Consider the following 24,881-nt stretch of genomic DNA (forward strand, 5'->3'; position numbering starts at 1 on the left):
TTTTAAGGCTTGACTTTTAATAGTTAGTCTTCTTAATCGTATCATTTCTGTCACTTTCAGGATATTTATGCTTACTCTGTACTCGAAACTCTATCGATTCTGCAGATATGCATGAATATCAAATGTCTCATCGTTCTGTGCACGAAATAAGGTTCCACGAAACGTACCACTGATAATCTGATGGATAATTCCCACATCTTTGCCATTTGCAATGATCATGTCTGTGCCGGATGCGGTTGCAATGCGGGCAGCTGACAGTTTTGTCGCCATCCCACCGGTTCCCACATCACTTCCTGTGGACTGCTTTGCCATAGCATCATAATGTGCATCCATTTTTTCCACACACTCTACCAATGTTGCCTCCGGATTCTTTCGTGGGTCATCCGTATAAAGACCGTCAATATCAGATAGCAAAATCAGTAAGTCTGCGCCTGTAAGAGATGCTACGATAGCAGAGAGTGTATCATTGTCACCAAAATGCATCTCATAAGTGGATACGGTATCATTTTCATTGACAACCGGAATAATCCCCAGTCGAAACATTTCTTCAAACGTATTTTGCGCATTCTGACAGGATTCTTCCTCTAACATTGTATCCTTTGTCATAAGAATCTGTCCGGCTGTCTGATTGTACTCCGCAAACATCCGCTGATATGTCATCATTAGCCGGGCCTGTCCAACAGCTGCACACGCCTGTTTTGTAGAAATATCTTCCGGGCGGTTCTGTAGTCCGATGGCCTGACGCCCCACTGCGATAGCACCGGAACTTACCAGGCAGACATCCATCCCCTGATTTCTCAGATCACAAAGTTCCCGCACCAGCTTTTCAATTTTCATCAGGTTCATACTTCCAGTCTGTGGATGCTGTAAGGACGAAGAACCGATTTTGACTACGACTCGCTTTTTATATTTAAAATAATCATTTACATTCATTTGTATCTGCTCCTCTTATGATGATGTAATTTCTCACTCACTGTGCCATTCATATGTAATACAAATTTCCTTTATCGGATGCTTTTCCATCGTTGACACTCTTACGTTCTATGATACATCGGTAATGTAATTTCTGTCAATACTCATATAGCGCACTCAAAAAATGCTGCCCTGAATACTCAGGGCAGCATTTGTAGTGTAGATGTGCAGTGATTCTGAGAACAATATCTCAGCTTTCGCTGGCCAGAATCACGCACCAAGTCTCACGTGCGTTCGACTTGAACAAATTCTTAAGCAGTAACCTTTTTGCCTGTAATAATCTTCTTCGGACATTTCTCAGCACATGCGCCACATCCGGTACATTTTGACTGATCAATGTGTGCGATATTATTCTCTACCGTAACAGCGCCTGACTCACAGACTCTCTCACACATTTTACATCCGATACAACCAACTTTACAAGCAGTCATAACCTGTTTACCCTTATCCTGGGAACTACACTGTACGATATGTTTTGCATCATACGGCACAAGTTCGATCAGGTTCTTCGGGCAGGCTTTGATACATTTACCGCAGGCTTTACATTGCTCTTTATCAACAACTGCAACGCCATTTTTGATATGAATTGCATCAAAGGGACAAGCTTTCACACACTCACCAAATCCAAGACATCCAAAATTACATTTTTTCGGTCCGCCATTCGGTACGAAAGCCATCATGGAGCAATCCTCTACTCCATAGTATTCATAATCTGCATTTGCATTCTCACATGTTCCTGCACATTTTACAAATGCAACTTCACGAACAGATTCACCAACTTCCTGACCCATGATCGCACCGATTTTTGCTGCTACTGCAGCACCACCAACTGGACAGGAACCAACTTCTGCTTCGCCTTTTGCAATCGCTGCAGCAAGACCGGAACATCCGGCAAAACCACAGCCACCACAGTTATTTCCCGGAAGAGCTGCTAATACTTCTTCCTCTTTCGGGTCTACTTCTACTTTGAATTTCTCACCGGCAATCCCAAGGATAATACCAATGACAATACCTGTACCGCCGACTACAACAGCGGCAATAATAATTGCTGAAACGCTCATCTGTATACCCTCCTAAATGACGCCGGAAAATCCCATAAATGCAATTGACATCAGACCTGCTGTTACCAGCACGATTGCGGAACCCTTGAAAGGTGTCGGGATATCATTGTACTCGATCTTCTCACGAATACCTGCCATAATGACAATTGAAATGGTAAATCCAACTGCTGTTGCGAAACCATTGATTGTACTTACGCCAATACCATAACCATACTGTACATTGTTCAGGGCAACACCAAGAACGGCACAGTTTGTTGTGATCAGTGGTAAGAAAATACCAAGTGCGTTGTACAATGGCGGCATTGATTTCTTCATAAACATCTCTACGAACTGAACCAATGCAGCAATAACTAAAATAAATACAATTGTTCTTAAATAGGTAATATCAAACTGCTGCAGGATAAATTTATCCAGCACACTTGTGATAAAGGATGCAATTGTAATAACGAAAATAACTGCGGCACCCATTCCGGCTGCAGTATTTACCTTTTTGGATACACCGAAAAACGGACATAAGCCAAGGAACTGGCTCAGGACAACGTTATTTACAATGGCAGAGCCGATTGCGATAAGTAATACCTCTTTCATCTGAACCTTTCCTCCTTATTCTTTCTCATCTGTTCCTGCAGTGAATACCTTTCCTTCACAGCAACTGCTTGCACAAGCTGCACAGTCACCATCGAAGCATCCGGTTCTTTCTTTCACTGCAATACCTTTTTTACGTTTTGCTTCACGGAATGCATTCTGGATTGCGATCAGCATAGCTAATACAAAGAATGCACCAGGAGCAAGTACAAAAATTGTGATTGGTGTAAATCCTGCTTTGCCTGCAGCTGCATCAGCTAACGGAAGAAGCTGGAAACCAAAAATCTGTCCGGATCCAAGGATCTCACGAACTGCACCGATACATGTCAGACCAACAGTAAATCCAAGTCCCATACCGATACCATCAAAGATAGACGGAAGAACCGGGTTCTTTGAAGCATAACTCTCGGCACGACCAAGGATGATACAGTTTACTACGATCAGAGGGATATAGATACCCAGTGATGCATACAGGGATGGTACATAACCCTGCAGTAAAAACTGAACAATAGTTACCAGAGATGCAACGACAACGATGAATGCCGGTACACGTGCACTGTCCGGAATAATCTTACGGAGCAGTGAAATTAAAAGGTTTGAAAATACAAGTACGAGTGTCGTGGAAAGTCCCATACCTATACCGTTAATAGCTGATGTTGTAACAGCCAGGGTCGGGCACATACCGATCAACATAACGAAGGTAGGGTTCTCTTTCACGATACCGTTTACAATACGTTCTATACACTTATTCATTTAAAAGTTCCCCTCCTGTTATTGTGCAAGTGATCTGTAATAAGCCAGTCCAGCATTTACAGCACTTGTAACAGCGCTTGATGTGATTGTAGCACCACTGATTGCATCGATCTGGTTATCAGATGTTGCACCTGTCTTTGTAACTTCAAATGATTCTACCTGTTTGCCTGCAAACTGAGAAGAGAAAGAATCTTCTTTTGCTTTCATACCAAGTCCGGCAGTATCATTGATTGTTGTGATGGAATATCCGTTTAATGTGCCATCGTTTGTAACACCGATGGATAAGGTAACATCTCCACCATAACTATTCGGGTCTGTTACGGAAATAACATAACCAAGTTCTGCACCACTTGCATCTACAGCGACAACACAGTTTTCAATCGTGTCATCTGCGTATCCTGCTGCTGCAGCTGCTTCTGTTGCTTTTTCAGAATCAAATCCGTCCATATCGTTGAATGCATCTGCATCCGGGAATACCGTACGGTATGCATTCTGCTGAATGTTATAATTTGCTTTTTCAATTGGGGCTTTTGTAATGCCATATACAGCACCCAGGCCAAGACCTGCGATAACTGTGATCAGAAAAAGGATCAGGGCATCTTTAATGATTTTTCCATTCATTATTTTTCCCCTCCTTTACCAAATGGTTTCGGGATTGTAAATCTCTCGATTAACGGTACCAACATGTTTGCAAAGATGATGGAGTAAGAACATCCCTCTGCTGATGCACCGAACATACGGAAAATACCAAGGAGGCATCCGCAGATGATACCATAAATAATTTTTCCTTTCGGAGTGATCGGAGAAGTAACATAATCTGTTGCCATAAAGAATGCACCGAGGATCAGTCCACCGCCGCATACTTCCTGAACTACGAACTGTCCAAGATCACCACTTCCGAGATGTCCACCAAACAGTACAATAAAGATCACGAAAGTGATAATGTATGTACCAGGAATTCTCAGATCGATCACACCCAGCAGGATCAGGAAAATTGCACCGATCAGAAGCGCAATTACGGATGTCTCACCGATAGTACCTGCGATACGGCCGGTAAACATAGCCATTGTATCGCTATAAAGTGCTCCGTCTTTGATCACTGCCAGCGGAGTAGCTCCGGACACACCATCAAATGTGAAGCTTGTCATAGGACCTGTAAATGCAAGAAGCAGGAAGCATCGAGCACCAAGTGCCGGGTTCATGAAGTTCTGTCCAAGTCCGCCAAAAATCATTTTTACAACAACAATGGCAAATGCACCACCGATGATCGGAATGAAGAACGGAACGGTGTGGGACAGGTTCAGACCGAGAAGTAAACCGGTAACGACACAGCTTAAATCACCTATGGTCTGTTTCTTATGTGCAATTTTGTTATATAAGTATTCGGATACCAAGCAGCTTGCGATAGAAACAACAACAACTGCCAATGCACGCGGTCCGAAATTGATAATACCAAATACAGTAGCCGGAAGTAATGCAATGATTACATAAAGCATGATTCTCTGTGTACTGTCTTTGGCTCTTATATGTGGTGATGATGTAACATTGTATAACTCACTCACAATAATCCACCTCTTTCTAACGTTTTTTATTTTTTCCGTCTGTTTGCAAGAATTGTTTTTCTCATGGATTTAATCGACTGTGCAAGATTTCTCTTTGCAGGACATGTAAAGCTGCAGCTTCCACATTCCACACACTCCATGCCGTGCCACTGTTCAAATGGCTCTTCCAGATGTTTTTCTGCATAATCAGCAAGTCTGGAAGGAACAATTCTGGATGGACATGCTTCTACACAACGACCACAGTTAATGCATGCTGTTGCATTCTGGCTTGCATCCTCAACCGCATCTTCTGTCAGACATAACAGTGCTGATGTTGTCTTGGTTGTCGGAACATCAAGTCCGAACATTGCAAATCCCATCATAGGACCGCCGGAGATTACTTTCTTCGGCTGAGTTTTAAATCCGCCTGCTGCTTCTACTAATTCTGCATAATTTGTTCCAATACAGACATAGAAGTTCTTAGGATCAGTGATCGCATCACCTGTAATAGTAACAATACGATGCATTAGCGGTCTGCCAAGCTTAACTGCATGATAAATAGCAACAATGGTATCAACATTATCTACGATACAGCCAGCATCAGCCGGAAGCATGGTAGAGTTGATCGCTCTGCCTGTTGTTGCGAAAATCAGCTGACGTTCAGAACCCTGCGGATATTTTGTCTTTAATGCTTTCACTTCCATTCTCGGTTCATTTTTTGTCAACTCTGTCAGTTTTGCAATACAATCCGGTTTGTTATCCTCGATACCGAAAATACCCTTTGCATTGTCAAACAGTGAAAGAATGATTCTCATTCCCTCGATTAATTTCTCCGGCTCCTCGACCATTCTTCTATAATCAGATGTCAGATACGGTTCACACTCTGCACAGTTTGCAATAATGTAGTCGATTTTTTCCGGTTCCTTCGGTGAGAGTTTTACATGTGTCGGGAATCCCGCACCACCCATACCTACGATACCGGCATTCTGAATCTTCTTGATGATCTCTTCTTTGCTCAGAGACGCTACATCGTCTACCGGTGTAAACTCCAGAGATTTAAACTCCCCGTCATTTTCAACCACGATAGAGTTCACCATGTCCCCGACTGCAACACGACGTGGCTCGATTGCCTTAACCGTGCCGGAAACTGTTGCATAAATCGGTGCAGATACGAAACCGCCTGCTTCAGCGATCATCTGTCCCTTCAATACAGCATCACCTACTGCAACCACTGGCTTTGCCGGTGCACCAATGTGCTGTGATAACGGATAAACCAGATCACCTTTGGGTAAATATTCCTGAATCGGTTTATCTTTCGACAAGTCCTTTCCATCATATGGATGGACACCGCCCTTAAAAGTACATAAGCCCATAACCTGTGCCCCACTTTCTCTAAAATAGTTTCCACAGAAAAATTATTAATTCTGCATAATATCGAAAAGTATTATAACACACTTCCAAAAAAAAGTATTAAAATCCATGCAATTTTTCTTTTGTATTGAAAAAAATACCAGACAAGCTATAATGAATTGGAATAAATACAAAACTACAGGAGAACGATGATAATATGATTACAAAACAGACAATTTTTTCATGCGCAGAGCTTGCTGATTCCATCCGGACTTTTCTGACCGCAGACACGCTTCTACTGGATATTGAAACTACCGGTCTGTCCGCTGCGCGGCATTTTATTTACTGTATTGGCTGTTCTTATCTGTCTCCGGACAAGAGTGACAGCATCACGGTTCAGCTTTTTTTTGCTGAAAAACCGGAACAGGAAGCAGAACTTCTGGCTGCACTGACAACACTCTTGCAAACTCACAAAAGGATCATTACCTTCAATGGCAATTCCTTTGACCTTCCTTTTCTCAAAAAACGGTACGAAATAAATCATATCAATCAACCATTTTCCGATACTCAGTCGGTGGATCTGTACCGGGAAGCCTGTCATCTGAAAAACCTGATCCAATTACCGGATTACAAACAGAAATCCATTGAAACCTTTCTCGGTTGTTTTCGGGAAGATTCTTATACCGGCAAGGAACTGATCACCCAGTATCTTCTATATAATGAAAATCCTACAGAAGAATTGCTCCACAATCTCCTTCTGCACAATGGTGAAGATGTCCGTGGAATGTATGATCTGCTCACGATGCTTTGCTACTCTGATTTTCTGAGCGGAAATTTCCAGATTGAAACTGCAGTCCTCTCATCCACAGATCAAATATACTACTGTGACATCACGCTGTCCGTATCTTATGTGTTTCCTCAGAAAGTCACTGTTGTTCTGCCTGAAGCATCCCTTATGCTCCAGGGCAAGGAGGCACTGATTTCCTTTCCGGTTCACCATGGAAGCCTGCGGCACTATTTTGCGGACTACAAAAACTACTATTACCTACCGGAAGAACAGACCATCATCCATAAAAGTCTTGGTTCCTGTGTAGATCCCGATCATCGGGAAAAGGCGACAAAGCAAAACTGTTATCTGGAAAAAACCTGTCATTATCTCACACATTCTGTTCCCGATAAATGTAGCTATCTGCGCAAAGATTATTCTGATACTGCCACTTATTTTGAGTTTTCAAAAGTAACAGCCGTTCCGAACGAATCGTTACATTTTCCGGATACACAATTAAAGCAGCTGCAATCCTTTCTCTCATCTTATCTGAAGCATCTCCTGCACTGAGTATCTACTTGCATAAAGCTCTTTTGCTTGACAGGAAATTCATTGTAATTTACTAATCAAGCAGAAAAGGAGAATGCTTTTGCATTCTCCTTTTTTATAACATTCTTAATTTGGTTAGAATCCTACTCTTCCTCAGCAGTCTCTGCCTCTGTATTCTGTGCGAGTGCTTTGATGCTCAGGCTGATTTTTCTGTCTGCTTCATCAAAATCAACGATTTTAGCTTCGATTTCCTGTCCGATGCTTAATACATCAGCAGGTTTCTCAACATGATCTCTGGAGATCTGGGAAACGTGAAGTAATGCATCAACACCCGGCGCAAGCTCAACAAATGCGCCAAAGTCAGTCATACGAGCAACTTTACCAGTTACAACTGTACCAACCGCATATTTCTCAGCTGCGTTGTTCCAAGGATTCTCCTCTGGGAATTTAACGCTGAGGGCAATTTTAGTATCTTTGATATCTTTGATGAATACTTTTACAGTATCGCCAACTTTATAGATTTTCTTAGGATTGTCAACACGACCCCAGGACATCTCAGAAATATGAAGTAATCCGTCAGCACCGCCAAGATCGATGAAAGCACCGAAATCTGTAATATTCTTAACAGTTCCTACAATTACATCACCTACGTTGATTTTCTCTAATAACTCTTTCTGTTTACGCTCTTTTTCAGCAACCAGAAGCTGTTTTCTATCGCCGATGATACGTCTTCTTCTCGGATTGAACTCAGTTAATACAAACTGGATTTCCTGATCTTTGTATTTGCTAAGGTCTCTCTCATAAGTATCAGATACAAGGCTTGCAGGAATAAAGATTCTTGTTTCATCCAGAACAACACTTAAACCACCGTCTAACACCTGGCTTACAGTACCTGTTAATACTTCTTCGTTCTCAAATGCCTCTTTCAGACGCTCGCTGCCTTTTTCTGCTGCAAGACGTTTATATGTAAGGAGAACCTGTCCCTCACCATCGTTAACTTTCAGAACTTTTGCTTCCATTGTGTCACCAACAGAAACTACAGTAGTAAGGTCTACATTAGAGTCGTTTGTGTATTCATTTCTGGTAATAATTCCGTCTGATTTATAGCCAATATTCAGGATAATTTCATCCGGTTTCACATCTATAACAGTGCCTTCGACTACCTCTCCATTTCTGATTGTTTTTAAAGATTCTTCCAACATTTGTTCAAAACTCATTTCTGACATATTTTTGAACCTCCTCAATAATATTATTTGGGGTAGAAGCCCCAGCTGTAATACCTACGTAGTCGAAACGCGAAAAGTCAGAATTCTCTAGATCTTCTTTCGTTTGTATAAAGTAAGTATTTCTACAATTTTCAGAGCAGATTTCATACAGTTTCCGTGTATTGGAACTGCTTAACCCACCGATCACCAACATGGCATCCACTTTCGCAGAAAGCTCTTTTGCGGCTTCCTGACGTTCTTTTGTGGCACTACATATGGTATTATGTACGATGATTTCACTGTCCTTGTCCACCGTACTCACACTATAATACCCTTTTTTTTGAATAATTTCAACAAGTTCTTGAAATTTATTGTAATTAAATGTTGTTTGTGCGACAATACAGACCTTTTTCCATGCGTTCAGATCCAGCTTTTCCACATCTGATTCACAATTAATGACAACTGTACGATCTGCATGCGACCAGCCAACTATGCCCTGCACCTCCGGATGATCAACGCTTCCGATAATAATGACCAGGTAACCTTTATCCGAATATTCCTGCACCAGCCGGTGGATTTTTTTTACAAATGGGCAGGTAGCATCTATCACACGCAGTCCGTCTGCGACCAATGTTTCCTGTTCCGCTTTTGTCACACCATGGGAACGTATGATCACAGTGCCTTCCGCCTGCTCTTTTGCTTCCTCCAGCGAATGAATGACCTGAACTCCCTTCCGTTTCAGATCCGCGATCACTTCTTCATTATGAATAATCGGGCCATATGTATACACAGGCGAATGTTCTACTGCTTCCTGATATACCGTATCCACCGCACGATTTACCCCGAAACAGAATCCAGCCATTTTTGCAAGTTCTACTTTCATGCCTCAAGCCCTGCCTTTTTCGCATACTCATAAATAGCCTCCACTACTTCATCAATATTCAGCTCAGATGAATCCAGCATTACAGCATCTTCTGCCGCTTTTAACGGTGCGATCTCCCGATGCATATCCCGGTAATCACGTTCGCTGATATCTTTTTCGATTTCCGCCAGATCACAGCACTCACCTTTTTCCACTAATTCGTCATACCTGCGTTTTGCCCGCACCTGTACACTGGCTGTTAGAAAGATCTTCAGCTGTGCATTCGGAAGCACACAGGTTCCAATATCACGTCCATCCATAATAACATCGTACTGTGCTGCCATATCCTGCTGAAGACTTAATAGTTTTGCACGGACAAATCCATAACCACTTGTAGCAGATGCCATATTCCCCACTTCTTCCTGACGGATCTGATCTGAGATATCTTCTCCGTTTAACAGCACTTTCTGCACGCCGCCTTCATAAGCCAATGTAACAGAAATATTTTCACAGGCTTCCCTGATCTTTTTTTCTTCCTCCGCCCGAATACCATGCTGCAAAAAGTAGTATCCCATGGCACGATACATAGCACCGGTATCCACATAAACAAAGGATATTTTTTTTGCCAGTTTTTTTGCTATCGTGCTTTTTCCGGCACCTGCCGGTCCATCAATTGCAATATTAAAACTCATCTGTTTCCAACCTCTCTCATCTATCATTTATTAATTTTCCATTTATCTATGAATATTCTTTAAAGATTCCTCTCAGTCTTCTCGTCTGAGATAACAAATCTTTCTCATACTACTCGATACTCATACCTGCCAGATATCCGGTAGACCAGGCAATCTGCAGATTAAACCCACCGGTCACCGCATCCACATCAAGCATTTCACCGCACAGATACAGCCCCTGTACCAGTTTTGACTCCATTGTGGACGGATTTACTTCTTTGACTTTAATGCCGCCTCTGGTAACAATGGCTTCTTCTATCCTGCCAAGTCCCGTGATCGTTCCGGGAAAATGTTTGAGCAGCATCAGAAGCCGATGCCGTTCCTCCCTGGTAACGGAATGTACTTTTTTCTCCGGATCAATGCCGGACAGTTCGATCAGCACCGGTATCAATTTTGCTGGAACCAGCCCGTGCAGGGCATTTTTAAATTGTCGGTTCACATTTTCTGCAAAATCACGCTGCAGACGCTTGTCCAACTGTTCTTCCTCTAATGCCGGTTTGAGATCGATCTCAAAATGCAATTCCTGTTTCATATATTTATCCGGAATACAACTGCTGGCTGTCAGTATCAGAGGACCGCTGACACCCTGATGGGTAAAGAGCATTTCACCGAATTCAGAATACAATGTCTTTTTTCCGGACTTTACATAAAAAGTTACATTTTTTAAAGACAATCCCTGCAGCTGTGGAATATATTCCTCTGCTGTGGTCATTCCGATCAGGGAAGGCCGCAGCTCCGTCACCGTATGTCCAAGTTTTTTACACAGTTCAAATCCACTTCCATCAGACCCTGTCGTCGGATAAGACACACCTCCACAGGCAGCCACCACCGCATCAAATGCTTCGATCTGATTTTTTTGATGTGTATCGTGACAATCCCATCGCACACCGGTCACTTTTGTACCGTCACTTACGATTTCCTGCACTTTGGTATTCAGACAGATACGCACTTTTTTTCTGTGCAGTTCATCCGTCAGTACACGGATTACGTCGGAAGCATGATCCGACTGTGGAAACACACGATTTCCACGTTCAATTTTCATCTTCAGTCCAAGTCCTGCAAAATAATCCATCAGTGCATGATTATCAAAAGTATAAATTGCACTGTAAAGGAATTTTGCATTTTTCATGATCGCTGCAAACAGATCTTCGGTATCACAGGCATTGGTCAGGTTACACCGTCCTTTACCGGTAATATAAATCTTTTTACCCAGTTTTTCATTCTGTTCAAACAACGTTACACGATGCCCGTTTCCTGCTGCGATACACGCTGCCATCATTCCTCCGGCACCGCCGCCGATTACTGCCACTTTGCTCATCCATTTTCTCCGCTTCTATTCGTTAGTTTTCTTACATCGCACAATATCATTCTGATATTCTGTCGTTTTTATTTCTCTATTCCGGAATCTTCCCGGTCTACGTTATCTACTTTTCCATACCGCATTTTCATATGATCATCGATATAATTGATTTCATCACTCTCATATACCTGATATTCATTCCAGATATCTTCCAACGCTTCCAGTGTCTCAGCCACCTCACTCTGCTTTCTCATGCACAGGGCGACGATCAGTGCGTTGATCACACTCAGCGGAGCCACCAGGGAATCCACAATAGATGCCATATCGCTTTTTGCAATCAGATTGCAGGAAGAATACAGGTTCATCGGGGAATGCACACTATCGGTCAGTGTGATCACTTTTGCGTTCCGGTTATTGGCAAATTCCATGGCTTTTAACGTACGCATCGAATACCGCGGAAAACTGATCCCGATAATCACATCCTCCTCACTGATGCGCACCATCTGTTCAAACAGTTCACTGGAACTGCTGGTATGAAGCAGATGTACATTATCAAACATCAGATTGAAATAAAACGACATAAAACTTGCCAGTGGGGCACAGCTTCGGATTCCCACAATGTAAATATGTTTTGCATTTAAAATAATATCCAGCGCTGATTCAAAGGCATTCTGGTCAATCTGTTCCAGCGTACTCTTGATTTTTTCTGCATCAGACTGCAGCACTGTATCCAAAATCTTTGACTGGCTGATCCGCCCATAGGTCACTTCCATTCGCTGGATAGAATTCAGTTTATTACGCACCAGTTCTTCCAATGCTTTCTGAAATTCAGGATATCCACGATACCCGAGATGTGTCGCAAACCGCACAACCGTGGATTCACTGACTCCTACGACTTTTCCCAGCTTTTCTGCTGTCAGAAAAACCGCCTTGTCATAATTATCGGTAATATACGTGGACAACAGCTTCTGTCCCTTACTCATACTGCTATACTTTTCATTGATCCTGTTAATCAGTTCATTTGAATTATTCATGTTTCTTCTCCATTTTTTATCTGTTACACACAACATCATAACAGATATGATTTCCCCGTCTGGCTATGAATAAATCCGCACGGGCAATACCGTGTATAGTATACCTTATATTTTCCCAAGAAACAACAGAAAGAAAATATGTTTCAGACACCAACGATAAGTAAATTTCTCCATCGTTTCCACTACATACACTGGCTGTATCACAATCTGACAGCCATTCAGTAAAATACGATGTTCTCCGATCACATTTCCAGCTTTCACCGGAGCTTCCACGGTTTTGGGCAGATTCCATGTTTCCGTAATGACATCGGTATCTGACAATAACAGTTCCTGTCGCACAGTTTCTGTTTCCACCACAAAATGCTCCGGATATGTATATTTATATTTCTTTCTTCCTGTATCTTCCTCTTCTATCTTCACCCCGTTCCGGATCGGAATCTGCCTTTTCTCGCCGTCCGCACTGTACAACTGCCGTACATAGTGTTCATTCCCATATGCAATCAATTTTCTTGCATCCTCCCACTTATAGCCTTTGTTGTTCGGCCAGCCACAGGCCAGCAGCGCAAAGGTATATGTACGATCCTCTTTTCGATATGCTCCCACATAGCAATATCCTGCCTTCGCTGTAAAACCGGTTTTTCCGGATATCACACCTTCCATCATAGAAAGTAGCGCATTGTGATTATTTAATGTTGCCCGGAAGGTACCATCAATACTGCTGATTGTTTTTGAAACAGTCTGCGTAATTTTCAAAAACTTATCATTCTGAATACAGGCTGCCATGATCCGGCTGAGATCATAGGCCGTTGTCTGATGCGCACCGCCCTCGTCTGATTTATCCAACCCGTTCGGTGTCACAAAGTGTGTATCCAGGCAGCCTAATTCTGCTGCACGCTCATTCATCTGCACTGCAAAATGCTGCACGCTTCCTGCCACATATTCAGCAATAGCCACGGCAGTATCGTTATGAGATTCCAACATCAGAGAATAGAGCAGATCTTCCAACAGAAACTGTGTTCCCACAGAACAGCCAAGCCGTACCTTCGGCATACTGCAGGCATATTCTGAAAAAGTCACCGAATCTCCTGTTTTTCCGCTTTCTATTGCCAGCAGACAGGTCATGATTTTTGTAGTACTGGCATTTGCCATAGGAGAATTTGCCTCTTTTCCATACAGGATCCGACCTGTATCTGCATCTGTCAAAACAGCACTTTTGGCATACAGATCCAGTTCCGCACAATGAAAATCTGAAAATTGATCCACGGTATCCATCTGCATCTGCGTTTCCGGCACACACGTTACTTCCGATCCGCTCATATAGGCAGCATCAAGCGGCTGCTGCCCAAACACATTTTGGCAGAAGCCGGCAAGTAAATATGCGACGCAAAAACATAGTTTCAAATATCGCTTCATAAACATTTATCCATTTTTTATTACTTCTATTGTATGTTTCGGATACCCGCTCATGAACAAAAACTGCCAGCAGCCTGTTATAGCTGCTGGCAGAAAAATTATATTATCTCTGATTCGGCATTTTCCATGCTTCATGATCAGTATGTAACAGTTCATGGGATTTGTGGGACAACGGTTTCTCAAAGAAATCTTCGTAAGCTTTTATTACGGATGGATTTTCATGGGAGAAACGAAGCGGATTCTTCTTATCCAGCTTGTACAGATTTCTTCCACGTACATCGGCCAGTTCCACGCCATCCGTGATTGGCTGTCCACCACCGCCGACACATCCGCCCGGACATGCCATCACTTCCACAAAATGATATTCGGCTTCACCGGATTGGATGCGCTCCATCAGTTTTCTTGTATTGCCAAGTCCACTGACAATCGCCGCTTTGATCTTAATGCCTGCGATTTCAACCTCTGCTTCTTTGATTCCCTCCATACCACGTACTACTTTGAACAGATCCGGATCCGGATTTTTGCCATTTAATACATAGTAAGCGGTTCTTAACGCTGCCTCCATGACACCACCGGTTGTACCGAAGATCACACCGGCACCGGAACCAACACCCAGCGGCTGGTCAAATTCTTCTTCTTCCAGGAAAGCCGGTGAAATCAGTTCTGCTTTTAATACACGATCCAATTCTCTGGTTGTCAGAGAAATATCTACATCCTGTCCGGCTCCTGCATCGTTCATAACCGGAATTGCACACTCATGTTTCTTTGCCACACAAGGCATAATGGAAACACTGAAAATTCTGGAAGGATCCACATCCAATATCTGTGCGTAGTAGGATTTTGCCACTGCACCGAACATCTGCTGCGGAGATTTTGCCGTTGACAAATTCTTCACCATATCCGGATACTGGGATTTCACAAAACGCACCCATCCCGGACAGCAGGAAGTAAACATCGGCCAGGAATACTCATCCGCATGCGTCATACGCTCCAGGAATTCATTTCCCTCTTCCATAATAGTCAGATCTGCTGAGAAATTGGTATCAAATACATAGTCAACGCCAAGGGCACGTACCGCTGCTGCCATTCTCTTTTCTGTGGCCATCTCACGCGAAAGTCCAATTCCTTCCCCCCAGGCTGAACGAACTGCAGGCGCAATCTGAACAACTACGATCTTTTCCGGATCATGTACGGCATCCATTAATTTGTCAATATCGTCACGCTCATGCAAAGCTCCCACCGGGCAATGTGTGATACACTGACCGCAGACTGCACAGTCAGACTCTGTGATCTGTTTTCTTCCGGATACACCTACACTGGTACGTTTTCCTGTATTGATCACATCCCAGATTTTCAGTTCCTGTACCTTGTCACAGATTTGTACACAGCGCATGCACTTGATACATTTGCTTGCATCGCGAATAAGCGGAAAATCCTGCGACCATTCATTCTGCTCATATTTTTCACCAAAAGGAACATCGCCGATATTCAGATCATTTGCCACACTCTGTAACGTACAGTTTCCGCTTCTGAGACAGGAAGCACAGTGTGCATCATGCTCAGACAGAATCAACTGTACATTCATACGGCGGGCATGCTGCGCTTTGTAGCTGTTTGTATATACAACCATGCCCTCCTCTACTGCTGTGTTGCAGGAAGCCACAAGTGTCTCCTTTCCTTCAACTTCTACTACGCAGACACGGCATGCTCCGATCTCATTGATTTCTTTCAAATAACACAATGTCGGAATCTTGATTCCGGCCTGAGCGGCAGCTGCCAGAATCGTAGTACCTTCCGGTACCTGAATTTTTTTATTATTGATTGTTAAATTTACCATTCGAACTCTCTGCCTCCTCTCAGTGTACCACAGCCATGACGATCGCATCGTAAGCAGCGGCTTGCTTCCTGTACTGCTTCTTCACAGCTCATCGGAAGTTCTATTCCTTCAAAGTTTGTCTTTCTCGCCCATGCTTCCACTTCCTGAAGGTTTACACGTCCGCACGGTACTTTATCATTCAACATCGGCTCCGGAATCTCAACATCACAGCTGATCGGATGATGATAACCAAGATACTCGTCGATATTTGCTGCAGCTGCTTTTCCTGCTGCGATCGCCTTGATCACGGTCGCCGGTCCGGATACACAATCACCACCGGCATAAACTCCTACCATATTTGCAGCTCCACCTTTATCTGCCGCAATACGTCCACGATTGACAGCCATTCCAAAATCAGCAAACGGCCCAGATACAATATCTTGTCCGATAGCAACCAGCACAATATCGCATTCCATACGTTCTTCCGGTTTATTGGCCTTACGCGGGGAAGGTCTACCACCTTTTACCGGTCCGATAATCTGAGGCTGTACCCAAAGTGCACATGCATTTCCCTCTGCATCTGCCTCTACACGAAGCGGAGCTTTCAAAGTAACAAGTTCGATTCCCTCTGCGATCGCACCTTCCACTTCTGCCGGAAGTGCTGTCATATCTTCCTGACGTCTGCGGTAAACGATGCTTACTGTCTCCGCGTTTGCACGCATAGCTGTTCTCGCGCAATCCATAGCTACGTTTCCGCCACCTACGACAACGACACGTTTTCCGGTGTAATCCGGGTATGCTCCGTCACCAATCTCACGCAACATATCAACAGCAGAAATCACGTTTTTGCTGTCTTCCCCTTCAAGTCCGAGCTTTTTATCTGTATGTGCACCGATAGCCACGTAGATTGCATCGTACTCCTGCTGAATCTGTTTCAATTCTTCTGTTCCGATCGTTGTATTTAATTTCACATCCACACCGGTAGAAAGAATTGCATTGATATCCTCCTGCAAACGCTCCCGCGGGAAACGATAATTCGGAATACCATAACGCAGCATTCCACCAAGCTGCTTCTTCTCCTCAAATACTGTACACTGATGTCCCATCAGCTGCAGGAAGTATGCACTTGTCAGACCACTTGGTCCACCACCGATGATTGCAACCTTCTTGCCTGTGGATGGTGCACATGCCGGAACCGGTACTTTATCAGATGGTGCGTTATCTACAATATAACGCTTCATACCGCGGATATTGATGGAGTCATCAATAATATTTCTGCGGCAACGCGCCTCACATGGATGCTCACAGATCAGGGCACATGCCGTTGGGAACGGATTGTCTTTACGGATCAGGCGAACTGCATCCTCACAGCGTCCCTCACCTGCCAGTGCAATATATCCCGGAATATCCACATGCGCCGGACAAAGTGTGACACACGGGATCGGCTGTTCGAATGATCCAAGACATCTGTGGTCTGTAATATGTGAAATATAGTCTTCTCTGAAACCTTCCAGACCTGCCAGCACCATACGTGCGGATTCAAACCCGATCGCACAGTCAGCAGAATTTTTGATATTTTCTGCGGTCTCTTCAATCAGTTCCAGTGTTTCCATTGTCGCTTCATTGTCCAGAACCTTCTCAAGAAGTCTCTCTAATTGTCCCAGACCAACGCGGCATGGAACACATTTTCCACATGTCTGTGCATGACACACTTTTAAGAATGCCAGCTGCATATCAACCGGACAGACTCCCGGTGGATTTGCCACAATTCGCTGTGTAAATTCTTTCATAAGCTGTTCTGTCGTAGAATTTACCTTGTCAGCTGATGCTACTGATAATCTGCTCATATCCTGTCCTCCTAAATCCTTTACCACTGTAAAGCAAGTATTTGTATACTTTTCACATATCTGCGTATGTTTTGCGATACTTATGTGTCAGATATTAATATATTATTGTATTTTTTTCAATACTGACAAAAGAGTGACCGGGTTTCCTGTTAGTCAGTTCAACCCGTTCACTCTTTTTATTTATTGTGCATAATTCACATTTTTTTATTTTTATAATTGGTTATTCTTGACAGTAGTTAATTCATTAACAAGATTCTTCAACGAGTTCATGCAAAATCATCGTATATTTTTGTGAACTTTTTTTCGCATTTTATATTGTCACAGTTTCAGTTGGAGCTGTACTTCTTCTTCTGCTTCCTGCTTTAACTCCTCCACTTTTTCCGGGTTCATATCCGGTAGTTCTTCTACGGACTGCACGTCAAAGCAACGAAGAAACTCTTCTGTGGTTCCGAACAGAATCGGCCGTCCCGGTGCATCCAGACGGCCAGCTTCCTGGATCAGCCCATATTCCAGTAATTTATTGATGGCATGCTCACAGGACACACCTCTGATCTTTTCAATTTCCACCCTGGTTACCGGCTGCTTGTATGCCACAATGGACAATGTTTCCAGCAATACATCGGTCAGTACCTGCTTTCTCGGCTGTTTTGCAATCCGGATCAGATATTCATACTGAGACGGCTTTGTACAAATCTGATAAGCACCGTCCAGTTCCAGGATCTGCAGACCACAGTTGTCTGCCTGATACCGGTCTGCCAGATTACGCAGGATCATCTCTGCCTCTCGCTCATTTACCTGGAGTGCAAATGCCAGTTTTTTTATTTCCACAGAGTCACCCATCGCAAACAGAATGGCCTCTGCGGCAGCTTCATATTCTTCTATTTTCATTTTTTAATTACTCCCGTATCTTTTCTTTAAGCATGCTGCCGGCCGGTTCAGACGGCAATCGTCCCACATCTGATATTGCCTGCCCGCAGACAGTAATATATATTTCATCAAACAACTGCTCCTGCACGATCCGGATCCTTCCGGTTTTCATAAACTCCAGCATCGCCAGAAACGTCACAATGATCTCCACCTTACTGCCCTGTCTTTCCAATAGTTCCCGGAAAGAAAAATGCGGATGCTCCTGACAGTATGTTTCCAGATAAATCATCTTCTCATCTAAAGAAACCTCTTCCCGTTCAATTTTCCCAAAACGGGATCGGATCGGATCCATCTTATCTACTTGTTTTCGCATTACTGATTCAAAAATAGCATGCAGTTTTTTCAGATCCCAACCGCGGGTCAGTTCTTCCAGATCCAACGGTTCTTCATAAGAACGCACTTCCTCCGGAATAGATTGATTTTTATACAACCGCCGTCCCGCATCAATCTGCCTGTCTTTCAGTTCCTGAGACATGTATTTGAACAGCTTGTACTGCAGCAGTTGTTCCATCAGTTCCGCACGTGGATCCACTTCATCCTCGTCTTCTGTTTCCTCTTTCGGAAGAAGCCATTTTGATTTGATTTCCAGCAGTGTCGCCGCCATTACCAAAAATTCGCTCATGATATTCAGATCCTGTCGCTGCATCTCCCGAATATATTCCAGATACTGATTTGTAATCTCGACAATCGGAATATCATAAATACTCACTTTATTTTTATCCAACAAATGAAGCAGAAGATCCAGGGGACCTTCGAATACTTCCAGTTTTACCTTTAATTCCATAGGCCAAATTTTCTCCAATCTTACACTATTGTACTGAATCCCCATAAAATTTCAAGGTTTTGTTCACATTTTCTATCATTCTTTTCTGTCTCTTTTTCCTGTTATTGCAATTCTATTACAGATATTATCAGTCCGTACAAAATGTGCATAGATTTCACTTTACCCTCATACACTTAAAATAAATCATTCCAGCAGGTTGCTTATGAGATTCTTTCTTGGATTATTATTATCCCTGTCTCTTTGTTTTTCAACTCTTGTATACACTGTGAACGCACACTCTGAAAACAACATTTTTATGAATACAACCTCTGATGCAGATGCCGAAACCGCTTCTGACATCACTACGGAACATACAGCTGCACCGGTTCTCACACTGACTGCCTCGAGTGCACTGTTGATGGATGCCGCTACCGGAACGGTTTTATTTGAACAAAATGCTGCAAAAGAACGCCCGATTGCCAGTGTTACAAAAATCATGACACTTCTGCTGATTTTTCAGGCACTGCATAATCAGACCATTCAACTCGAAGACCTCATTCCGGTTTCTGCACACGCTGCCAGTATGGGCGGCTCTCAGGTTTACCTCGAAGAAGGGGAAACACAGACAGTAGAAACACTGATCAAATGTATCGTTGTTGCCAGTGCCAATGATGCCTGTGTCGCCATGGCTGAGCAGCTTGCCGGAAGCGAAGAAGCCTTTGTCCGGCAAATGAACGAAACAGCAGCTTCACTTGGCATGCTGCATACACACTTTGCCAACTGCTGTGGACTGGACACGGAAGGGCACTACTCCACGGCTTATGATATTGCATTGATGTCCCGGGAACTAACAGTAAATTATCCCGAAATTTTTGACTATACATCCATCTGGATGGAAGACATCACGCACCACACCGCCCGGGGAGACACATCATTTACCCTCAATAATACAAATCATCTGATCAAACAATACCCTTATGCAACCGGTCTGAAAACCGGTTTTACCTCGACAGCCGGTTTCTGCCTGTCCGCTACCGCCAGCAAAGACGGGATGGATTTCATCGCAGTCGTGCTGAACGCCCCCAGCAGCAAAGAACGGATGGCTGACATAGAAACGCTGTTTGAATGGGGATTTGCAAACTGTCAGGTATATACTGATGAAAACCTGGATTCTTTGCCAAAGCTCCCCGTTTCCAGAGGCCGACATTCTCAGCTGTCTCTGAAATATGAATCCGCTTTCTATCATCTGGATACTACAAATACCGCAGGAGAACTGGCAAAAAAAATAGAGCTTCCGGATTCCGTGGAAGCCCCGATCAAAAAAGGGGATATCATTGGCAAAGCCGTGTATACATTAAATGACAACACGGTTGGTTCTGTGAATCTGCTGGCATCCGAGTCCATTCCACTGATCACGCTGAAGGATACCTGCCAGCAGCTTCTGCACCGCTTTTTCCTGTCAGAACCAGACTGAATTTCATTTAAAAATGTCCCTGGCATTCTTGATGCTCACCACCTGCAGAGGTGAGAGTCATCTCACATCTGATATACTGATAACAGCCTCTGTAAATCCACCGTTCCCCAACACTTGAAGCTTTCGTCAATACCGGAGTGATCTGCACTGCGATACAACTGCAGTTTCACTTCATTTGGCATCATGGCCGGATATTTACACAGCAACAGTGCAATCATCCCTGATACCACAGGTACCGCCATAGAAGTACCACTTTTTCTGATATAGGTGCCCGGTCTCGTACCACAGCTGATAATATCAGTTCCGGGCATCAAAATCTCCGGTTTCACTACACAGGATTCCGTAGGACCGCGTCCGGAATAAAGACTTGGTTCCCGCTTTCTCTCATTTATAGTATCCAGACTGCCAACTGTAATAATTTTCTTTGATACCCCGGGGCTGGTCACAGTATTCTCTCCGGGACCATTATTTCCGGCTGCTGCCAGAACAACAATCCCCTGATCCCACGCCTGCTCCACACTTCGTAAAAGACGTTGCTGCAATTCTGGCCGCACCCGTTCCCGCATACCGACAGATATATTGATAACCCGGATCTTCTGTGCATGGTTCTGATTGTATTTCATAATATCTTCAACCGCCTGACAAATATCCAGAATTTTTCCATTCCCATTCTTATCCAGTACTTTATATCCCTGCAGATAACAGCCCGGGGCCACACCGTGAACGGCTCCTTTTCCACCCGCTCCTATAATTCCGCTGATATGTGTTCCATGACCATTATCGTCATAAGGTTGCTGCCTCTGCCTGATATAATCCCGGAATCCCCGAATTCTCCCTTGCAGATCCGAATGTGGATAAATACCTGTATCCAGCACAGCCACCAGGATTCCCTGTCCGAAAATGCCCTGCCGATATGCTGCCGAAGCATGAATGTATGCTAATATTTTTTCCATATAGTAATATATTCCATCAACATGCATTGCGTTCGTTTTATTAGCAAGAATCCCTTCTCGTGCGGGTGTGCATCGGTTGTACGAAGTGCTTTTGTTTGATAGGAAATTCATCGTGATCGTATCAATCAGAAAACCGATGAGCAGATTGCCCATCGGTTTTCTTTTCACTATAATTTATTTTACATCTTTCATACTGAAGCTCATTCTGCCCATCTTGTCTTTTCCAAGGCATACAACGGTTACCTTGTCACCAAGTGTCAGAACATCTTCTACACGATTGATACGCTCTTTTGAAATCTTGGAAATATGAACCATTCCCTCTTTACCCGGAGCAAACTCGATAAATGCACCAAACTCTTTGATGCTTACGACTTTACCGGAAAGAATCTGTCCTGCCTCGAAATCTGTCACAATGATGCGGATCAGTTCTGCAGCACGATCCATCATATCTGCATCGGTACCGCAGATAGATACAGAACCCTCATCTGTAATATCAATCTTAACACCTGTCTGCTCAATGATGGCATTAATGGTCTTTCCTCTCTGACCAACGACATCACCAATCTTCTGCGGATCAATCTGCATAGAGATGATCTTCGGTGCATATTTGCCAACCTGTGCTCTCGGCTCAGCAATAGCAGGTAACATAACTTCATCCAGAATGTAAAGTCTTGCTTCACGTGTTCTTGCGATAGCTTCCTCTACAATCGGTCTTGTCAGTCCGTGGATCTTGATATCCATCTGGATTGCTGTGATGCCATCATGTGTTCCGGCTACCTTAAAGTCCATATCGCCAAAAAAGTCTTCCAGACCCTGAATATCTGTCAGAACAATGTAATCATCATCTGTCTCACCTGTTACCAGACCACAAGAAATTCCTGCAACCGGTTTCTTGATCGGTACACCTGCTGCCATCAGAGACATTGTAGATGCACAAATACTTGCCTGAGAAGTAGATCCATTGGATTCAAAAGTCTCAGATACTGTACGGATCGCATACGGGAACTCTTCTTCACTCGGAAGTACCGGTACCAATGCTTTCTCAGCCAGTGCTCCATGTCCGATCTCACGACGTCCCGGTCCTCTGGACGGTTTTGTTTCACCAACAGAGTAAGATGGGAAATTATAATGATGCATATAACGTTTGCTTGTAATATTCTCATCCAGTCCGTCTACTTTCTGAACTTCAGATAACGGAGCCAGAGTGGTGATGGTACAGATCTGTGTCTGACCACGGGTAAACATTGCAGAACCATGAACTCTCGGAATCAGGTCTACTTCTGCTGCCAGAGGGCGAATCTGTGTGATTGCACGACCATCCGGACGTTTTTGATCTTTTAAGATCATCTTACGAACAGTTTTTTTCTGATACTGATATACAGCTTCACCGAGAACCGCAAGCCACTCTTCATTCTCTGCAAATGCCTCTTCCAGTTTTTCTGTAATGGCACGGATATTTTCCTCTCGAACCTGTTTTACATCTGTAAATACAGCCTCTTCCATCTCTGCCGGTGTGACAATCTCGCGCATTGCCGCGAACATTTCTTCCGGAACAGCACAGCTTGTATATGCATGTTTCTCTTTTCCGATCTCAGCAACCATATTATTGATGAACGCAATGATTGTCTGATTAATCTCATGTGCCATATAAATTGCTTCAATCATTTTTTCTTCTTTGATCTCGTTTGCGCCAGCCTCGATCATGATTACTTTCTCAGAGGTAGAAGCAACTGTCAGCTGAAGGTCGCCGTTATCCCAGTCTGCCTGAGACGGATTAACAACGAATTCGCCGTTTACCATACCGATCTGCGTGGTTGCACATGGTCCGCAGAACGGAATATCAGAAATACTGGTTGCAATAGCTGAACCTAACATAGCAAGCAGCTCCGGACGGCACTCCGGATCAACACTCATTACCATGTTATTTAAAGTAACATCATTTCTATAGTCTTTCGGGAATAACGGACGCATCGGACGATCGATTACTCGTGCTGTCAGAACAGCATTTTCAGATGCTTTTCCCTCACGTTTATTGAATCCTCCCGGGATTTTTCCTACGGAGTACATTTTCTCTTCGAACTCTACGCTCAACGGGAAGAAATCAATTCCCTCACGTGGTTTCTCAGATGCAGTTGCTGTAGATAATACAACTGTATCACCATAATGCATAAGTGCTGCTCCATTTGCCTGTGCAGCCACACGGCCGACATCAACACTTAATGTTCTTCCGGCCAGTTCCATTGAATAGGTTTTCTTCATTATCTTCTCTCCTTCTTCACTGTGGCAGGAGACCCGAAACTACTGATCTGTACAAAGAGAGCTATTTCATGAGCAAAAACAGTAACAAGGCTACGAAGAAGCCAAGAAAGGACGTTTTGCGAATGATTTTGAAATGCGCGTGTGAACTGTAAAAATCTCCTTTTGTACACATCAGCGGTCTCGGATAAACCCTCCCGCCAATCCAAAATAGAGCGGAAATACCGCTCTATTCTGACAGCTATCCTGTTATTATTTTCTGATGCCTAATTTTGCGATCAGTGCACGATAACCTTCCAGATCTTTTTTCTGAAGGTAAGCAAGCATACCACGTCTCTGACCAACCATTTTCAGAAGTCCTCTTCTGGAATGATGATCCTTCGGGTTCTCTTTCAGATGCTCTGTGAGCTCCTGGATTCTTGCTGTTAAGATTGCGATCTGTACTTCCGGTGATCCTGTATCGTTTGGTGTTCTACCATACTCTGCCATAATCGCTGCTTTTTTTTCTTTTGAAATCATCTTGATTTCCTCCTTCATTTTTATAATCGCCCAGTAATGCGTGTCTACCAAGTACCGGTCGGAGTGTCCGGGTACTGAGTACGGGCTGTTTACTCACGCCTAATCAATATATCATATTCAATCTGACTTGTAAACCATTTTCTGTAAAACATTTTCTGCGTCTGCGGTAAAACAGACATTCGCAATCCGCTTTCGCTACTTGCT

The 24,881-nt window shown here is 43.6% G+C and carries 22 protein-coding genes; 2 read left to right on the forward strand and 20 right to left on the reverse strand.

What is annotated here, in order from left to right; genetic code table 11:
* Positions 1–90 precede the first annotated feature (90 nt).
* The 7 genes from proB to rsxC form a co-directional block, all read right to left on the reverse strand.
* Positions 91–933, reverse strand: a complete 843-nt coding sequence (gene proB, locus HMPREF0373_RS11855) for a glutamate 5-kinase (protein ID WP_021739969.1) — start codon at positions 931–933, stop codon at positions 91–93.
* A 290-nt stretch (positions 934–1,223) separates the two neighbouring features.
* Entirely contained in the window at positions 1,224–2,033 is an 810-nt protein-coding gene (rnfB, locus tag HMPREF0373_RS11860) for an RnfABCDGE type electron transport complex subunit B (RefSeq protein WP_021739970.1), read from the reverse strand.
* A gap of 12 nt (positions 2,034–2,045) precedes the next feature.
* Positions 2,046–2,621 (reverse strand): electron transport complex subunit RsxA, encoded by a 576-nt coding sequence (gene rsxA, locus HMPREF0373_RS11865; RefSeq protein ID WP_021739971.1) that lies wholly within the window; start codon positions 2,619–2,621, stop codon positions 2,046–2,048.
* Between the two features lie 15 nt (positions 2,622–2,636).
* Positions 2,637–3,371 (reverse strand): electron transport complex subunit RsxE, encoded by a 735-nt coding sequence (gene rsxE, locus HMPREF0373_RS11870; RefSeq protein ID WP_021739972.1) that lies wholly within the window; start codon positions 3,369–3,371, stop codon positions 2,637–2,639.
* Positions 3,372–3,389: 18 nt separating this feature from the next.
* Positions 3,390–3,992: an RnfABCDGE type electron transport complex subunit G gene (locus HMPREF0373_RS11875; RefSeq protein ID WP_021739973.1), complete on the reverse strand. Its 603-nt coding sequence runs from the start codon at positions 3,990–3,992 to the stop codon at positions 3,390–3,392.
* Positions 3,992–4,933 (reverse strand): RnfABCDGE type electron transport complex subunit D, encoded by a 942-nt coding sequence (locus HMPREF0373_RS11880; protein ID WP_022036739.1) that lies wholly within the window; start codon positions 4,931–4,933, stop codon positions 3,992–3,994. The genes HMPREF0373_RS11875 and HMPREF0373_RS11880 overlap by 1 nt, the downstream gene beginning before the upstream one ends.
* Before the next feature lie 26 nt (positions 4,934–4,959).
* Positions 4,960–6,285 carry an electron transport complex subunit RsxC gene (gene rsxC, locus HMPREF0373_RS11885; RefSeq protein WP_021739975.1) on the reverse strand — a complete coding sequence of 442 codons (1,326 nt, stop codon included), beginning with the start codon at positions 6,283–6,285 and terminating at the stop codon, positions 4,960–4,962.
* Between the two features lie 194 nt (positions 6,286–6,479).
* Between rsxC and HMPREF0373_RS11890 the strand changes: the two genes are divergently transcribed.
* A complete protein-coding gene (locus HMPREF0373_RS11890; RefSeq protein WP_021739976.1) occupies positions 6,480–7,598 on the forward strand; it encodes a ribonuclease H-like domain-containing protein in 1,119 nt (372 codons plus the stop codon).
* 122 nt (positions 7,599–7,720) lie between these two features.
* On the opposite strand, the gene rpsA is transcribed toward HMPREF0373_RS11890, so the two are convergent.
* From rpsA to HMPREF0373_RS11940, 10 genes are all read right to left on the reverse strand, one after another.
* On the reverse strand, positions 7,721–8,803 hold the full coding sequence (gene rpsA / locus HMPREF0373_RS11895; RefSeq protein ID WP_021739977.1) for a 30S ribosomal protein S1: 1,083 nt from the start codon (positions 8,801–8,803) through the stop codon (positions 7,721–7,723).
* On the reverse strand, positions 8,784–9,665 hold the full coding sequence (gene ispH / locus HMPREF0373_RS11900) for a 4-hydroxy-3-methylbut-2-enyl diphosphate reductase (protein ID WP_021739978.1): 882 nt from the start codon (positions 9,663–9,665) through the stop codon (positions 8,784–8,786). Before ispH ends, rpsA begins: the two co-directional genes overlap by 20 nt.
* The gene (gene cmk, locus HMPREF0373_RS11905) at positions 9,662–10,336 is read right to left on the reverse strand and encodes a (d)CMP kinase (RefSeq protein WP_044964251.1); all 675 of its coding nucleotides are present in this window, start codon (positions 10,334–10,336) and stop codon (positions 9,662–9,664) included. Before cmk ends, ispH begins: the two co-directional genes overlap by 4 nt.
* A gap of 109 nt (positions 10,337–10,445) precedes the next feature.
* Positions 10,446–11,693 (reverse strand): BaiN/RdsA family NAD(P)/FAD-dependent oxidoreductase, encoded by a 1,248-nt coding sequence (locus HMPREF0373_RS11910; RefSeq protein WP_021739980.1) that lies wholly within the window; start codon positions 11,691–11,693, stop codon positions 10,446–10,448.
* Positions 11,694–11,761: 68 nt separating this feature from the next.
* On the reverse strand, positions 11,762–12,709 hold the full coding sequence (locus tag HMPREF0373_RS11915) for a MurR/RpiR family transcriptional regulator (protein WP_022036746.1): 948 nt from the start codon (positions 12,707–12,709) through the stop codon (positions 11,762–11,764).
* Positions 12,710–12,814: 105 nt separating this feature from the next.
* Positions 12,815–14,122 carry a D-alanyl-D-alanine carboxypeptidase family protein gene (locus HMPREF0373_RS11920; RefSeq protein ID WP_049946838.1) on the reverse strand — a complete coding sequence of 436 codons (1,308 nt, stop codon included), beginning with the start codon at positions 14,120–14,122 and terminating at the stop codon, positions 12,815–12,817.
* 103 nt (positions 14,123–14,225) lie between these two features.
* Positions 14,226–15,959, reverse strand: a complete 1,734-nt coding sequence (locus tag HMPREF0373_RS11925; protein ID WP_021739983.1) for an NADH-dependent [FeFe] hydrogenase, group A6 — start codon at positions 15,957–15,959, stop codon at positions 14,226–14,228.
* On the reverse strand, positions 15,953–17,785 hold the full coding sequence (locus tag HMPREF0373_RS11930; RefSeq protein WP_044964240.1) for an NAD(P)-binding protein: 1,833 nt from the start codon (positions 17,783–17,785) through the stop codon (positions 15,953–15,955). The genes HMPREF0373_RS11925 and HMPREF0373_RS11930 overlap by 7 nt, the downstream gene beginning before the upstream one ends.
* 318 nt (positions 17,786–18,103) lie before the next feature.
* Positions 18,104–18,673 carry an SMC-Scp complex subunit ScpB gene (gene scpB, locus HMPREF0373_RS11935; protein ID WP_021739985.1) on the reverse strand — a complete coding sequence of 190 codons (570 nt, stop codon included), beginning with the start codon at positions 18,671–18,673 and terminating at the stop codon, positions 18,104–18,106.
* 7 nt (positions 18,674–18,680) lie between these two features.
* On the reverse strand, positions 18,681–19,496 hold the full coding sequence (locus tag HMPREF0373_RS11940) for a segregation and condensation protein A (protein ID WP_022036750.1): 816 nt from the start codon (positions 19,494–19,496) through the stop codon (positions 18,681–18,683).
* Positions 19,497–19,791: 295 nt separating this feature from the next.
* Between HMPREF0373_RS11940 and HMPREF0373_RS11945 the strand changes: the two genes are divergently transcribed.
* Entirely contained in the window at positions 19,792–20,949 is a 1,158-nt protein-coding gene (locus tag HMPREF0373_RS11945) for a D-alanyl-D-alanine carboxypeptidase family protein (protein ID WP_021739987.1), read from the forward strand.
* Positions 20,950–21,011: 62 nt separating this feature from the next.
* Here the strand turns inward: HMPREF0373_RS11945 and HMPREF0373_RS11950 are convergent, their stop codons facing one another.
* The 3 genes from HMPREF0373_RS11950 to rpsO form a co-directional block, all read right to left on the reverse strand.
* Complete coding sequence (locus HMPREF0373_RS11950; RefSeq protein WP_044964259.1) at positions 21,012–21,902, reverse strand: S8 family peptidase; 891 nt, start codon at positions 21,900–21,902, stop codon at positions 21,012–21,014.
* 174 nt (positions 21,903–22,076) lie between these two features.
* Positions 22,077–24,161, reverse strand: a complete 2,085-nt coding sequence (locus HMPREF0373_RS11955) for a polyribonucleotide nucleotidyltransferase (protein WP_021739989.1) — start codon at positions 24,159–24,161, stop codon at positions 22,077–22,079.
* Positions 24,162–24,410: 249 nt separating this feature from the next.
* The gene (rpsO, locus tag HMPREF0373_RS11960; RefSeq protein WP_022036754.1) at positions 24,411–24,677 is read right to left on the reverse strand and encodes a 30S ribosomal protein S15; all 267 of its coding nucleotides are present in this window, start codon (positions 24,675–24,677) and stop codon (positions 24,411–24,413) included.
* Positions 24,678–24,881 lie beyond the last annotated feature (204 nt).

The sequence above is a fragment of the Eubacterium ramulus ATCC 29099 genome, from assembly GCF_000469345.1.
Classification (GTDB): domain Bacteria; phylum Bacillota; class Clostridia; order Lachnospirales; family Lachnospiraceae; genus Eubacterium_I; species Eubacterium_I ramulus.